Raw genomic sequence first — 13,098 nt, 5'->3', positions numbered from 1 at the left:
TTAAAACCCTATAGGTTTCAAATTAAGTCCTGCCCTTTCATCGAGGTCGAACATCAGATTCATATTCTGTACGGCTTGGCCTGATGCACCTTTCAACAAGTTGTCGGTTGCATTCAGAATCAGCAGTTGGCTACCGTGTTTCTCCAAATGCATAATACTCTTATTGGTATTCACGACCTGTTTCAAATCAATATTCGCTTTGCTTACCCATGTAAAAGGATGGCTTGCATAGTAATTCTCATAAAGGGTATAGGCCTCTTCTTCGGTCAATTCCGAAGTCACGTATATCGCTGAAAAAATCCCTCTGGGAAATGCCCCACGTTGTGGGATCATATTGATCCGCTGCATAGCCCGTTCGAGTAAGGATTGTTCAGATTGCGGTAAAAAATCCGGTTGGAGTTGGTTCAACGATTCGGAGACCTCTTGCAGATGTTGGTGTTCGAACGATTTATAAGCAGAGAGATTCCCGCTACGCCAAGAGAAATGAGAAGTAGGCGAAGGTTTTTGTCCTGCCCCTGTAGAACCTGTTGTAGCATTGATATGGATTTGTTCTGGCAACAACCCTTTAGCAGCCAAAGGAAGCAACGCCAATTGCATATTGGTCGCAAAACATCCCGGGTTAGCAATATATTGTGCCGATCTAATCGCTTCCCTATTAAGCTCGGGAAGACCATATACAAAATGTCCGCCTTGATAAGCTGTATTCGCTTTCAACCGATAATCTTGCGATAAGTCGATAATTTTTACGGAGGAATCTACTGGATTAGCATCTAAAAATTTCCTTGCATCACCGTGTCCAACACATAGAAATAGGACATCGATATCTGAATGGAAATCAGAAGAAAATTCCAGTTCCGTATCGCCAAACAAATCGTTGTGCACCACGTAGACTTTATTCCCTGCATTCGAAGCTGAATTAGCAAAAACAATCTCCACATCAGGGTGATAAATCAACACACGAAGTAATTCACCTCCTGTATATCCCGCAGAGCCTACTATACCTACTCTTATCATTCCGCTCCCCCACTATTAACTTTATGCCAGATGATGGTTTGATTACCGAATATTTTGGCAAAACCTTTTACATCATCGCCGGTATACCCTTCATTCATCTCGCCGTAACTACCAAATTTAGTGGACATCAAATCATACTCGGATTCGATTCCCACAATGATAAACCGATACGGGTGTAATTCGACGATAACCTTGCCTGTCACAGTTTCCTGTGAGGAACGGAGGAACGCCTCGATATCCCGCATAATAGGGTCATGCATTTGCCCCTCGTGCATATAATTACCATAGAACGCAGAAATCTGATCTTTCCAAGACAGCTGCCATTTCGTTAAGGTATGCTTTTCCAGTGTATGATGGGCTTTGATCAGGATAAGTGGTCCAGCCGCTTCAAAACCAACGCGTCCCTTGATTCCGATAATCGTATCACCAACGTGTATATCGCGTCCGATACCATACGGCTGCGCTAAGTCTTGTAACTGTTGAATAACTTTAACAGCGCCAATCTGTTCTCCGTTCAATGCAACAGGCTCACCTTTAACGAAGTCTATCGTGACGGTTTGCGGTTCTGATGACGTCACGGGAGTAGGCCATGCCGTCTCCGGAAGATATTTATTCGAGGTCAGGGTTTCTGCTCCGCCGACGGACGTCCCCCATAATCCTTTATTGATAGAATATTTTGCTTTTTCGGCGTTGATCTCTACACCATGTTTAGCCAGATACGCAATTTCTTCTTCTCTGGATAACTTAAGATCACGGATAGGTGTAATGATTTCCACGCCCGGAATAAGGGTATTGAAAATCATATCGAAACGAACCTGGTCGTTTCCAGCTCCCGTAGAGCCATGCGCTACACATGCCGCACCTATTTTTTTTGCATAATTGGCAATCGCCGTTGCTTGGCACACCCGCTCTGCCGATACGGAAAGTGGATAGGTGGCATTTTTTAATACATTCCCAAAAATGAGATATTTTATAGTATCACGGTAGTAGTTTTCGGTTTCATCAATCGTGCTGTGGGACTTTACGCCCAAGGCGTAAGCACGCTCTTCTATCGCTTTCAATTCGTCGGCCGAAAATCCTCCGGTGTTAACCACTACAGAATGTACTTCCAGGCCTAAATCCTTTGTTAAATAGATACAACAGAAGGACGTATCTAAACCACCACTAAACGCTAATACTACTTTTTTCATTGGATTAAATTATTTTTTAAAGGTAATGAAACTTCCCCCATCACTAGACAAGGCCAAATATAGTCATTATATATTTTTTGCGAGACCAGTACCCACCGGGAACACCGCAGCAACAATCTTTCTTGACGACCTCCACAATTTTGCTTCAATACGTTTCAACAGTGATTGTTTCTTTACGATGCGATCCAGACGTTCCTTGGCTTCCGCTCTACGTTGAATCTTTTCTTTGAGCACACGTTCCTTTTCGACAGGATCCCAAAGCATCGCCGTACACATACAATTCTTACGTTCTTTACTCACCAGAATATCAAAATTCACACAGGACTGACAACCTTTCCAAAATTCTTCATCTTGGGTCAGTTCGCCATAGGTTACCGGCTCATAGCCAAGATCCGAATTTATCTTCATAACAGCCAAACCGGTGGTTAATCCAAAAATTTTCGCTTTGGGATATTTTTCACGGGATAGATCAAAGACACGCTTCTTAATAGCTTTTGCCAATCCTACTTTTCTAAATTCCGGGCTTACAATCAATCCGGAATTGGCTACATAGTCGCCATGACTCCATGTTTCAATATAGCAAAACCCTGCCCATCTCCCGTCCTTGTGCAAGGCAATAACCGCCTTACCCTCTTCCATCTTACGGGCTATATACTCGGGTTTACGACGAGCAATACCTGTTCCGCGCGCTTTTGCGGATTCGAACATTTCGTCACAAATCGCTTCTGCATATGCTATATGTGCAGGGGTGGCTGGGATAATTGAAAAATCTGAAAGTGTCATCGAAGATGTCGACCTAAATAATTACACGTAATGTGCTCCAATAAATTCTATTAATTAACCGCTGAGAAATCACCGAGCCGCGTGATTACCCATAATGGAGTAGCCTGCCTCCAAATCAAGCTCGAGGCAGAATAGGTCGTCGGAATCGCAATGTAGGAGAGTTGAAGCCCTTCAAAACATACAACACATCCCTCACAAACTTCTTCGGAAGCTGTGCTGAAATAAATGTATGTATTTCCAAGCTGTTCATTTGTATATCTATGACTATTAACGAATACAAAAGTAAAAAATTATTTTTTTCTTTTACGCAATAGCTCCGTAGTTTTTTTATTAAAAAAATATTTTTGGTACTATCTTCCCGTCAATCTTTTAATTAGACAGTCTTTTTGATGAAAGGTTTAAAAGAAACTGCCCGACTTTAATATCTCTATTTATTTAGGTACTTTTGTATCGGTTTAAAATTCTCCAAAAGATGGTTGGTCCAAGTATTATATTCTATATCTTTTTCGCGATTCCCTATATCTTCCTGATGTATTGGTTAGTCAAACAGGACAAAAAGAAGTACGCGTGGGGACTGGCTATCGTGACTATTATCGCTATAGTGGGTATTATCGTATCCCAAAAGGCCAGCAAGGTGGCTATTGAAAATTACAAGCAGCATCAGATTGATGCACGAGAGATTGAAAGGGAGAATACTACTCCCTAATCCCCTCCAATTTAAATAGAAAAGCATAGTTCAGCGCAACATCCTTCAGATAATCAAACCGACCAGAAGCTCCACCATGCCCATACTCCATATCTGTTTTAAACAAGACGACCTGCTTGCCTTTCTTTATTTCACGCAACTTTGCTACCCATTTTGCAGGTTCGAAGTACTGCACTTGGCTATCATGAAGCCCAGTGGTAACCAATAGGTTTGGATACTCTTTTGCTTCAATGTTTTCATATGGTGAGTACGATTTCATATAGGCATACGCTGTTTTATCATTCGGATTTCCCCATTCATCATATTCATTTGTAGTCAACGGAATAGTATCGTCCAACATGGTATTGACTACATCCACAAAAGGAACCTGCGCAATGATACCGTTCCATAACTCAGGAGCTATATTAATAACGGCTCCCATGAGCAAACCGCCGGCGCTACCCCCTTGCGCATACAGATTGTCGGAACTGGTCAATTTTTCCGAAATCAGATATTTGGCACAATCGATAAAATCAGTGAACGTATTTTTCTTGTTCATCATTTTACCATCCTCATACCACTGCCGCCCCATCTCTTCTCCACCACGGATATGTGCAATAGCATAAGCAAAACCTCGGTCCAAAAGGCTCAACCTCGACGAATTAAAGGTAGGGTCCATACACATACCATAGGAACCGTATCCGTAGAGCAGCAAGGGTGATTTCCCGTTTTTAGAGAAACCTTTTTTGTAGACCAACGAGATAGGAATCCGTGTACCATCAGCTGCTGTGGCAAATAAACGTTCTGTTACATACTTCTCCGGATCATATCCGCCAACAACCTCTTGCTGCTTCTTCAGGGTTCTCTCTTTGGTATTCATGTTGTAGTCATATGTCGAAGATGGGGTTACGAGCGAAGTATAACCGTAACGTACCATATCGGTATCATATTCGACGTTCGTACTTGGATACACGGTATAAGCTGTCTCTCCAAAATCCAGGTAATGTTGCGTTCCGTCTTTCAATGATCGTATCGCCATTTGTGTCAAGCCGTTCTTGCGCTCTGAAATGACGATATAATCTTTAAATTCATCAACATCCGAAACGAGCACATCATCTCGGTGAGGGATAAATTCTTTCCAATATTCTTTGGTCGTCTTATCCAACGGGCATTCCATCACCTTGAAGTTTTTTGCTCCGTCATTGGTTAAGATCAAGAACTTGTCTGCCAACGCTGTAACGGAATACAACACCTCTTTCATCCGAGGTTGGAACACCTCAAAGGTACTATTTGGTTGATCAGCATTCAATACGCGAACTTCGGACGATAGTGTTCCACCCGAATAGATCATGATATGTTTTCCGTTTTTTGATTTTCCTACACCGATATAATTCGTATTGTCTTTCTCTTCATATACGACGACATCGCCAGCAGATCCCGAACCCAACGTATACCGACGGATTTTCTCACTCAGCAAAGTAACCGGATTTTTGGCGGTGTAGAATAACGTTTTATTATCATTCGCCCACGTAGCGCCCCCCGTTGTACGATCAATCTTGTCCGCTAATAATGCACCTGTTTCGAGGTTCTTCACATAAATCGTATATTCTCTTCTCGATACGGTATCCACTCCAAAGGAAAGCAACTTATTGTCCGGGCTTACCGAAAAGCCACCCGCAGCATAATAGGCATACCCTTCGGCCATGTCATCCACGTCGAGCAATATCTCCTCAGGAGCATCCAGACTTCCTTTCTTTCGACAGAATTTATAATATTGCTTACCTTCTTCTGTACGGCTGTAATAATAGTATCCGTTTTTAAAATAGGGAACGGACTCATCTTTCTCCTTTATCCGTCCTTTCATTTCGTGAAACAGTTTCTCTTGCAGCGGTTCGGTATCTTTCATCATCGCTGCCGTATAGTTATTTTCTGCTTCTAAATAAGCGATAACTTCTGCGGAATCCGGACCTTTCTTAAAATAGTCGTTCATCCAATAGTAATTGTCCGCTACCGTGTCACCATGGATGGTACGCTCATGTACTTTTTTCTCTGCCACAGGGGGAGTAACCTCCGGCCAAGTCGCCGTATTTTTTGTCGTGTTATCAGAACAGGATATTGCCATAGCCCCAATAATAATCATATAGTTCCAGTTTTTATGCATCGTAAGCTAGTTTTGGTGATAAAGTTAATGTAAAAAGAATAGTGATTTATGTTTTTTTAACAACATCAACACCGGAGTTACCTTATATTTGTCTCTTGACGAAACAAAAATATATGACTAGAACATTGAAACTTGTTGCTCTATTAGGTATCAGCATACTTCCGCTATGGGGAAACGCCCAATCAAAAGCCACCAATCCACCTAATTGGTACAATCTTGATTATGAAACAGACGGTGTACGCGGAATAAGTACCGAAAAAGCATACGAGCTTTTAACAGGCAGAGAATCAACTCCTACCGTCGTGGGTGTGTTAGATGGCGGTATAGACTATAAGCACGAAGATTTGAAAGACGTCATATGGACAAACTCCAAAGAAACTACTGGAAATGGTCAAGATGATGATGGAAACGGCTATATTGACGATATACATGGATGGAACTTTATAGGGAATGCAAATGGTGAAAACGTACAATACGATAATCTGGAAATCACTCGTTTGATTCGCATTTACGAGCCGAAATATATATCTGTATTACCCTCCACCCCACTTAGCGAAGCTGAACGCCGGGAGTTCGTGGCATACCAAAAGATGATAAGCGAATATACAAGCAAACTCGATCAGGCAAATTTCGGAAATCTTAACTACGGTAGGTTAAAGGAAGAAATTGATATTGCCATCAAAAAAATAGGCAAAGACATTAAGGAGATAACAAAAGCTGACCTTGATGCCTACAAGCCTAACACTGACCGTCAGAAGATGGCGATCCGTATGACAAAACGAGAACTTAGCGATGAAAAGAGCTTTGAAGACTTTTACAAGGAACTGGAGGAAGGTGTGAAATACTTTCGTGCTCAGGTGGACTATCATCTAAATAAAAACTACGATTCACGGCATGTTGTTGGCGACAACTATGAAGATGCAGATGAGCGTTTCTACGGAAATGCCGATATTAAAGGCCCTGACGCTGATCACGGCACGCACGTGGCGGGTATTATCGGCGCTAAACGCCATAACGGAATTGGAATTGACGGTGTAGCGGATAACGTACAGATTATGGGCGTGCGCATGGTTCCAGATGGGGATGAACGTGATAAAGATGTCGCAAACGGCATACGTTATGCGGTAGACAATGGTGCGAAAGTAATTAACATGAGTTTCGGAAAGGGATATGTATTTAATAAAAAAACGGTTGATGAGGCTATAAAATATGCAGAGGAAAAAGATGTGCTCCTTGTGCATGCGGCGGGCAATGATGGCAAAGATATTGACGTCGTCAAAAACTATCCGATGAAGTATTATACCGATAGCCTCGATGCTGTATTGGGCGAAGCTTCCAACTGGATTACAGTGGGTGCTACGTCGTCGGGGCTCGATGGTGATTTGTTGGCTGAATTCTCCAATTTTGGATACCGTTCGGTGGATGTCTTTGCACCCGGTGTCAAAATTAATTCCACTATGCCGGAATCTACATATAAAGAACAGGATGGAACAAGTATGGCCGCTCCGGTGGTATCCGGATTAGCGGCAGTATTGCGTTCTTACTATCCTAAACTTACGGCCAGGGAGGTGAAAGACATCATCTTGAAATCTGTAACAAAGGTAGATGAAAAGGTAAGGATAAAAGTAGACGGATCTACCAAGAAAGTTTACCTGGATGAAATTAGTGTGTCTGGCGGAATTGTGAATGCAAAAGCAGCTATTGAAGAGGCGGATAGACATATTCGAGAAAAAAAGTGAAAAAATGTTAAATTTTATATACTATAAATTTCTATCTTGCGTTTAATAAGTACTTAATAAACAAAACGCTTATGGTAGAATTCTTTACAAAGGAACATGTTACTGAATTAAGCGAGGAAAGGGAGAGCATGGTCGAGATAGAGGTAGTTAATGAAATATTTGAACAAAATCTAAAATCCAATTTAAAAGAATTGGCAAAAGACCCAAGCCCCAAAATCATCGAGAATATATTGAACTATTCCCGTAGCTTAAGAAAGTAAAATGGCAAAGTCTCTAAATTTATTAGAGACTTTGTTTTTTATTGATAGCACCTTACAATACCTTTCAAAAATTTGCAGCATTTTGAATATCTTTGTTCATGCTAAAGAAAGAACGGTATCAAGAATTTGTGAAGTATTTTTCGACACACAGCCCTGACGCACAAACGGAATTAAATTATAGCAATCCTTATGAACTTCTGGTTGCCGTCATTTTATCCGCGCAGTGCACGGATAAGCGCATCAATCAGGTGACTCCTGCTCTCTTCGAACGTTTTCCGGACGCCCCATCATTAGCTGCTAGCACACCGGATGAAGTATTTACGTATATCCGCTCAGTTAGTTACCCCAACAACAAGGCGAAACACCTCGTTGGGATGGCTAAAAAATTAATGGAAGAGTTTCATGGCGACGTACCAGAAAAAGTGGAAGATCTTATCAAATTGCCTGGCGTAGGAAGAAAAACCGCCAATGTCATATCTTCCGTAGTATATAATAACCCGGCAATGGCAGTAGACACACATGTTTTTCGTGTGAGCAATCGTTTGGGACTGACAAGTCGTGCCACAACACCCCTGGCTGTAGAAAAACAATTGGTTAAATATCTTCCAAAGGATACAATTGCTATCGCACATCATTGGCTTATCCTCCACGGCCGGTATATTTGTGTGGCAAGGCGTCCAAAATGCGAGGAATGCCCTATCACATACTTTTGCAAGTATTTTGAAACACATTATACAAACGTCACAGCAAAGATCAATAATTAAACTAAAAATATTAGCGAAATTATTTTGAATTTTCACATTTTAAACTTACTTTTGACTAGATAATACTAAAAAAATGAGTAACGCAGACAAATTAAAAGCTTTACAGCTAACTTTAGATAAATTAGAAAAATCATACGGTAAAGGTACGATTATGAAATTAGGAGACTCAGCGGTAGAGCCTATCGAGGCTATTTCTACTGGATCTCTCGGTTTGGATATAGCACTAGGCATTGGAGGCGTACCTAAAGGACGTATCATCGAAATTTATGGCCCGGAATCGTCTGGTAAAACGACCCTTGCAACCCATATCGTTGCTGAAGCACAGAAAAAAGGAGGAATAGCGGCTATCATCGATGCGGAGCACGCTTTTGACAAATACTACGCGCAAAAGCTAGGGGTAGACGTCGAAAATCTACTTATTTCCCAACCCGACAATGGCGAGCAAGCGTTGGAAATTGCCGACAATCTTATTCGCTCCGGTGCTATTGACGTCATCGTCATCGACTCTGTCGCGGCGTTGGTACCTAAAGGAGAAATCGAAGGGGAAATGGGCGACTCCAAAATGGGGCTTCAAGCGCGTTTGATGTCACAGGCCTTACGGAAATTAACTGGAACAATCTCTAAAACCAACTGTTGCTGTATCTTTATTAACCAATTGCGGGAGAAAATTGGCGTTATGTTCGGAAACCCGGAAACAACCACCGGTGGAAATGCACTAAAATTCTATGCTTCCGTCCGTTTAGATATTCGCAGGACTTCCCAAATTAAAGACAGTGACGAAGTAGCGGGTAACCGTGTTAAAGTAAAAATTGTAAAAAATAAAGTAGCGCCACCATTCCGTTTGGCAGAATTCGACATTATGTTTGGTGAAGGAATTTCCAAAGTGGGTGAAATCATTGACCTGGGTGTAGAATACGGCATTATCAAAAAGTCTGGCTCTTGGTTTAGCTATGGCGACACGAAATTAGGGCAAGGACGCGATGCTGTAAAAAACTTATTACTGGACAACCCTGATTTAAGTGATGAGCTCGAAGCTAAAATAAGAGCGGAAGTCAGTGGTAGTGATCTTGATGAACACGCAGCCGGAATAGAAGAATAAAAAAAAGCCTGGGACAAATCGCCCAGGCTTTTTTTATTTTGTTCATTACTTCGCTTCTTCATAACGCTTTGCAACGGCATTCCAATCGATAACGTTGAAAATTGCCTCAAGATACGCAGGACGTTTATTCTGAAATTTCAAATAGTATGCATGTTCCCATACATCAATACCTAAAATAGGTGTACCCTGTACCTCTGCTACATCCATTAGTGGATTGTCTTGATTTGGTGTGGATGTCACACCAAGCTGTCCATCTGATTTTACAATTAACCAAGCCCATCCTGAACCAAAACGGGTAGCGCCTGCATTCTGCAGTTGTGTTTTTAATTCCGAAAATGAGCCAAAGGTTTTGTTAATAGCTTCTGCTAATTCACCTGTAGGTTCACCGCCGCCATTTGAACTCAAAACAGTCCAAAAAAGCTTATGGTTAAAATGTCCACCACCATTATTACGGACAGCGGCAGGATATTTAGAGATGTTTTTGTTGATTTCTTCTAAGGATAAATTTTCAGCATCTGTCCCTGCAATCGCTTTGTTCAAATTGTCTACATAAGCTTGGTGGTGACGGTCATGGTGGATTTCCATGGTTTCTTTGTCAATGTGCGGTTCCAACGCATTGCTAGCGTATGGTAAAGCTTCTAATTCAAATGCCATAATATTTCTGTTTTTTTGATTATTATTAATTAAGAACACGAATATAACAATTTCAAATTGGCTTAGGTTTTATTTAACGACCAAAATCTCGTTTTCTTTATCTTTTATTACGAAAAAATGATTTTATCAAGTCAGTACATTCCCCAGCCAGCACACCGGAGGTCACCTCAGTTTTAGGATGATAAAGATTACCATGTCGGGAAGCACCTCGTTTTTCGTCCGTGGCGCCATACACCACTTTGGCTATTTGTGTCCAATAAGATGCTCCTGCACACATTACACAGGGTTCTACGGTAACATATAAGGTGCAATCTTTTAAATATTTCCCTCCCATATAATTTGAAGCTGCTGTAAATGCTTGCATTTCTGCATGGGCTGTCACATCGTTCAATCGTTCGGTAAGGTTATATCCTTTTCCAATAATCTTACCCTGACTGACAATTATTGCTCCAATAGGAATTTCATCTTCTTCAAAAGCCTTCTGTGCTAGCTTCAACGCTTCCCGCATGTAGGCTTCATCCGTTGTTACAGGATCGAATTCCGTTGGCTCAAAATTATATACTTTCATTTATTGCTTTCTATATTAATTTTGTACCATTTGGCACATGTCTTTCTATCGAGCTCAACACGATATCGCCATTCTCGTCTGGGAATCCAGTAACCAAACACTCCGACATAAAGTCTGCAATTTGCTTCTTTGGAAAATTAACGACTGCGATAATTTGCCGACCAACTAAATCCTCTTTTTTATAATGCTTGGTAATCTGCGCACTAGATTTCAATATGCCTAATTCACCAAAATCGATACGCAATTGATAGGCAGGCTTACGCGCCTTCGGAAAATCCACCGCTTCCAATATAGTTCCAGCACGCAAATCTACTTTTTCAAAATCGTCCCAAGTAATTAAGTCTGCCATTCTTATAGACGATTTGATTCCAAGTTTGACAGTTCTTTTGCCAACGTAAATGTAATATACTCCTTATCGCGTCGAAGTCTCTTTGCGAGGCGCGTCACCAACGCGTCCTCGTCCCCTGTCCTATAAGCTAAATCTTCACTTGTTAGACTATTATATTTTCTACTCAATTTTATCTTTAGGATTTCCCAATCTTCCGTTGTTATTTTTAACACACCCATATATTAAATTTTAAAACAAATACCTTATTATTGTAGTTGAATAAAATAAACAAATATTTTTCACATGAAAAAATCTATACTTACTTTAATTTGTTTGATTGCCGCTATCGGCATCTCACAAGCACAATTATTTCCATCGTTCAAAGTGGGATTAAAAGGAGCGCTGGGCTTTTCTAGTCTGCGATCCGAAGGAAGTTTTTTTAATTCAGATACAAAAACAGGATTCCAATTGGGTGCTTGGGGCCGTGTAGGAATTGCAGGATTCCATGTACAACCGGAGCTTTATTATGCCAGTAAAAAAGCGGGTATTACAAAAGATGGTGATGAGGGAGATGCAACATTTAAAAGCATGGACATGCCTATTCTATTGGGCACACGAATTGGAATCGGCCCTATAGGCGCTCGTATCCAAGCAGGCCCGGTATTTTCTTTCGCACAAGACGGCAAAGTCGTTAACTTAAGTGAAGCCACCAATTGGGGTGCCTATAAAAAGAATTCTACCGGTATCATCGGTGGTATTGGCGCCGACATCAGTAGCTTTACAGTAGATTTACGATACGAGCACGGATTGACCAATTTGAACGAAACAGGCAATCAGAAAATAAGAATGTGGACTATAGGGGTAGGGTATTCTTTCTTATAGTTTCTACATGCCATACTAGCTAAAAGCTTTCCAAGAAAACAATAAGGGGTTGCTCAAAGTGGGCAACCCCTTATTGTTGATTAGAAACGTTCTAAATTATTTGTTTTACCTACTTCTTTGTCATATTTGTGTTAACAAATAAATAGATTTGCGAAAATAATATATAAACATCTAGGATAATGAGTAATTCAAAGCCAGTTTTAAATTCTTCACTTGGAAGAAAACTAATCATGAGCTTGACGGGGATTTTTTTATGTCTGTTCCTGATCGTTCATTTGATTGGTAACTTGCAGCTATTTAAAAACGATGCGGGATACGCCTTCAATCAGTATGCGTATTTCATGACCCACTTTACCCCCATTAAAGTAGTATCATATCTACTTTATGCTTCAATCATTTTACATGCTATTTATGCCTTAGTCTTGACGATGAAAAACAAGGCTGCTCGTCCTATTGGCTACGCACAATTCAATGGTGCTGCAAATAGCAAGTGGAATTCCCGTAACATGGGGATCTTAGGAACCATCATCTTGGTTTTCCTAGCCACACACATGTACAACTTCTGGTGGAAATACCATAACGATCAAGTGCCGTATGTCGAATATCGCACAGATCTTGCAACAGGTGAAACCACTGTACAGGAAATACAAGCCGATGAGTTTAACGACTATCAGGTCACCGTTGAGAATAATGTAGAAATCATTAAAGCACGGGATCTTTATAAACAAGTGGACTTTGCTTTCCAGAATATTGGGATAGTCATTTTCTATGTCCTTGCCATGGTGGCTTTGTCGTTTCACTTGATTCATGGATTCAAGTCAGCTTTCCAGACGTTGGGTGTTACCCATAAAAAATATGTACCTATCATTGAGTTTTTAGGTGTTTGGGGGTTCGGTGTCATCATTCCGATTGGTTTTGCATTGATGCCATTATATTTTTATTTCGTTAAATAATATTTGAGGATATATCCA

15 protein-coding genes are annotated in these 13,098 nt (G+C 40.9%); 7 read left to right on the top strand and 8 right to left on the bottom strand.

Features of this window, described 5'->3' with window-relative positions:
• The 3 genes from argC to H8B21_RS17600 form a co-directional block, all read right to left on the bottom strand.
• Positions 1-1,014, bottom strand: coding sequence for an N-acetyl-gamma-glutamyl-phosphate reductase (gene argC, locus H8B21_RS17610; RefSeq protein ID WP_190315161.1), 1,014 nt, complete (start codon positions 1,012-1,014; stop codon positions 1-3).
• Positions 1,011-2,204, bottom strand: coding sequence for an argininosuccinate synthase (gene argG, locus H8B21_RS17605; protein WP_190315160.1), 1,194 nt, complete (start codon positions 2,202-2,204; stop codon positions 1,011-1,013). The genes argC and argG overlap by 4 nt, the downstream gene beginning before the upstream one ends.
• Positions 2,205-2,270: 66 nt before the next feature.
• Entirely contained in the window at positions 2,271-2,987 is a 717-nt protein-coding gene (locus H8B21_RS17600) for a GNAT family N-acetyltransferase (protein ID WP_190315159.1), read from the bottom strand.
• Positions 2,988-3,459: 472 nt separating this feature from the next.
• On the opposite strand from H8B21_RS17600, the gene H8B21_RS17595 reads away from it, so the two are divergent.
• Positions 3,460-3,693: a hypothetical protein gene (locus H8B21_RS17595; protein ID WP_190315158.1), complete on the top strand. Its 234-nt coding sequence runs from the start codon at positions 3,460-3,462 to the stop codon at positions 3,691-3,693.
• Here H8B21_RS17595 and H8B21_RS17590 read toward each other — a convergent pair.
• On the bottom strand, positions 3,683-5,833 hold the full coding sequence (locus tag H8B21_RS17590) for a S9 family peptidase (RefSeq protein WP_190315157.1): 2,151 nt from the start codon (positions 5,831-5,833) through the stop codon (positions 3,683-3,685). The genes H8B21_RS17595 and H8B21_RS17590 overlap by 11 nt on opposite strands.
• 113 nt (positions 5,834-5,946) lie before the next feature.
• Between H8B21_RS17590 and H8B21_RS17585 the strand changes: the two genes are divergently transcribed.
• From H8B21_RS17585 to recA, 4 genes are all read left to right on the top strand, one after another.
• The gene (locus tag H8B21_RS17585) at positions 5,947-7,572 is read left to right on the top strand and encodes a S8 family peptidase (RefSeq protein ID WP_190315156.1); all 1,626 of its coding nucleotides are present in this window, start codon (positions 5,947-5,949) and stop codon (positions 7,570-7,572) included.
• Positions 7,573-7,643: 71 nt separating this feature from the next.
• Positions 7,644-7,832, top strand: a complete 189-nt coding sequence (locus H8B21_RS17580) for a hypothetical protein (protein ID WP_190315155.1) — start codon at positions 7,644-7,646, stop codon at positions 7,830-7,832.
• A gap of 98 nt (positions 7,833-7,930) precedes the next feature.
• Complete coding sequence (nth, locus tag H8B21_RS17575; RefSeq protein WP_190315154.1) at positions 7,931-8,596, top strand: endonuclease III; 666 nt, start codon at positions 7,931-7,933, stop codon at positions 8,594-8,596.
• Positions 8,597-8,669: 73 nt separating this feature from the next.
• A complete protein-coding gene (gene recA / locus H8B21_RS17570) occupies positions 8,670-9,695 on the top strand; it encodes a recombinase RecA (protein ID WP_190315153.1) in 1,026 nt (341 codons plus the stop codon).
• A 45-nt stretch (positions 9,696-9,740) separates the two neighbouring features.
• On the opposite strand, the gene H8B21_RS17565 is transcribed toward recA, so the two are convergent.
• From H8B21_RS17565 to H8B21_RS17550, 4 genes are all read right to left on the bottom strand, one after another.
• Positions 9,741-10,349 carry a superoxide dismutase gene (locus tag H8B21_RS17565; protein ID WP_223815116.1) on the bottom strand — a complete coding sequence of 203 codons (609 nt, stop codon included), beginning with the start codon at positions 10,347-10,349 and terminating at the stop codon, positions 9,741-9,743.
• 97 nt (positions 10,350-10,446) lie between these two features.
• A complete protein-coding gene (locus H8B21_RS17560) occupies positions 10,447-10,917 on the bottom strand; it encodes a nucleoside deaminase (protein ID WP_190315152.1) in 471 nt (156 codons plus the stop codon).
• Positions 10,918-10,927: 10 nt separating this feature from the next.
• Complete coding sequence (locus H8B21_RS17555; RefSeq protein ID WP_190315151.1) at positions 10,928-11,266, bottom strand: tRNA-binding protein; 339 nt, start codon at positions 11,264-11,266, stop codon at positions 10,928-10,930.
• A 2-nt stretch (positions 11,267-11,268) separates the two neighbouring features.
• Positions 11,269-11,484 (bottom strand): hypothetical protein, encoded by a 216-nt coding sequence (locus H8B21_RS17550; protein ID WP_190315150.1) that lies wholly within the window; start codon positions 11,482-11,484, stop codon positions 11,269-11,271.
• 64 nt (positions 11,485-11,548) lie between these two features.
• On the opposite strand from H8B21_RS17550, the gene H8B21_RS17545 reads away from it, so the two are divergent.
• Entirely contained in the window at positions 11,549-12,127 is a 579-nt protein-coding gene (locus H8B21_RS17545; protein WP_190315149.1) for an outer membrane beta-barrel protein, read from the top strand.
• A 179-nt stretch (positions 12,128-12,306) separates the two neighbouring features.
• The gene (locus H8B21_RS17540) at positions 12,307-13,080 is read left to right on the top strand and encodes a succinate dehydrogenase cytochrome b subunit (protein WP_190315148.1); all 774 of its coding nucleotides are present in this window, start codon (positions 12,307-12,309) and stop codon (positions 13,078-13,080) included.
• Positions 13,081-13,098: the final 18 nt, after the last annotated feature.

The sequence above is a fragment of the Sphingobacterium chuzhouense genome, from assembly GCF_014692525.1.
GTDB classification, from domain to species: Bacteria; Bacteroidota; Bacteroidia; order Sphingobacteriales; family Sphingobacteriaceae; genus Sphingobacterium; species Sphingobacterium chuzhouense.
Note: the sequence above shows the minus strand (reverse complement) of the source record. Positions and strands in the feature narration are given on the sequence as shown.

Excerpts from the sequence above, each read along its gene's own strand:
- argC (WP_190315161.1), bottom strand. The coding sequence starts at position 1,014 with ATGATAAGAGTAGGTATAGTAGGCTCTGCGGGATATACAGGAGGTGAA.
- argG (WP_190315160.1), bottom strand. The coding sequence starts at position 2,204 with ATGAAAAAAGTAGTATTAGCGTTTAGTGGTGGTTTAGATACGTCCTTC.
- H8B21_RS17600 (WP_190315159.1), bottom strand. The coding sequence starts at position 2,987 with ATGACACTTTCAGATTTTTCAATTATCCCAGCCACCCCTGCACATATA.
- H8B21_RS17595 (WP_190315158.1), top strand. The coding sequence starts at position 3,460 with ATGGTTGGTCCAAGTATTATATTCTATATCTTTTTCGCGATTCCCTAT.
- H8B21_RS17590 (WP_190315157.1), bottom strand. The coding sequence starts at position 5,833 with ATGCATAAAAACTGGAACTATATGATTATTATTGGGGCTATGGCAATA.
- H8B21_RS17585 (WP_190315156.1), top strand. The coding sequence starts at position 5,947 with ATGACTAGAACATTGAAACTTGTTGCTCTATTAGGTATCAGCATACTT.
- H8B21_RS17580 (WP_190315155.1), top strand. The coding sequence starts at position 7,644 with ATGGTAGAATTCTTTACAAAGGAACATGTTACTGAATTAAGCGAGGAA.
- nth (WP_190315154.1), top strand. The coding sequence starts at position 7,931 with ATGCTAAAGAAAGAACGGTATCAAGAATTTGTGAAGTATTTTTCGACA.
- recA (WP_190315153.1), top strand. The coding sequence starts at position 8,670 with ATGAGTAACGCAGACAAATTAAAAGCTTTACAGCTAACTTTAGATAAA.
- H8B21_RS17565 (WP_223815116.1), bottom strand. The coding sequence starts at position 10,349 with ATGGCATTTGAATTAGAAGCTTTACCATACGCTAGCAATGCGTTGGAA.
- H8B21_RS17560 (WP_190315152.1), bottom strand. The coding sequence starts at position 10,917 with ATGAAAGTATATAATTTTGAGCCAACGGAATTCGATCCTGTAACAACG.
- H8B21_RS17555 (WP_190315151.1), bottom strand. The coding sequence starts at position 11,266 with ATGGCAGACTTAATTACTTGGGACGATTTTGAAAAAGTAGATTTGCGT.
- H8B21_RS17550 (WP_190315150.1), bottom strand. The coding sequence starts at position 11,484 with ATGGGTGTGTTAAAAATAACAACGGAAGATTGGGAAATCCTAAAGATA.
- H8B21_RS17545 (WP_190315149.1), top strand. The coding sequence starts at position 11,549 with ATGAAAAAATCTATACTTACTTTAATTTGTTTGATTGCCGCTATCGGC.
- H8B21_RS17540 (WP_190315148.1), top strand. The coding sequence starts at position 12,307 with ATGAGTAATTCAAAGCCAGTTTTAAATTCTTCACTTGGAAGAAAACTA.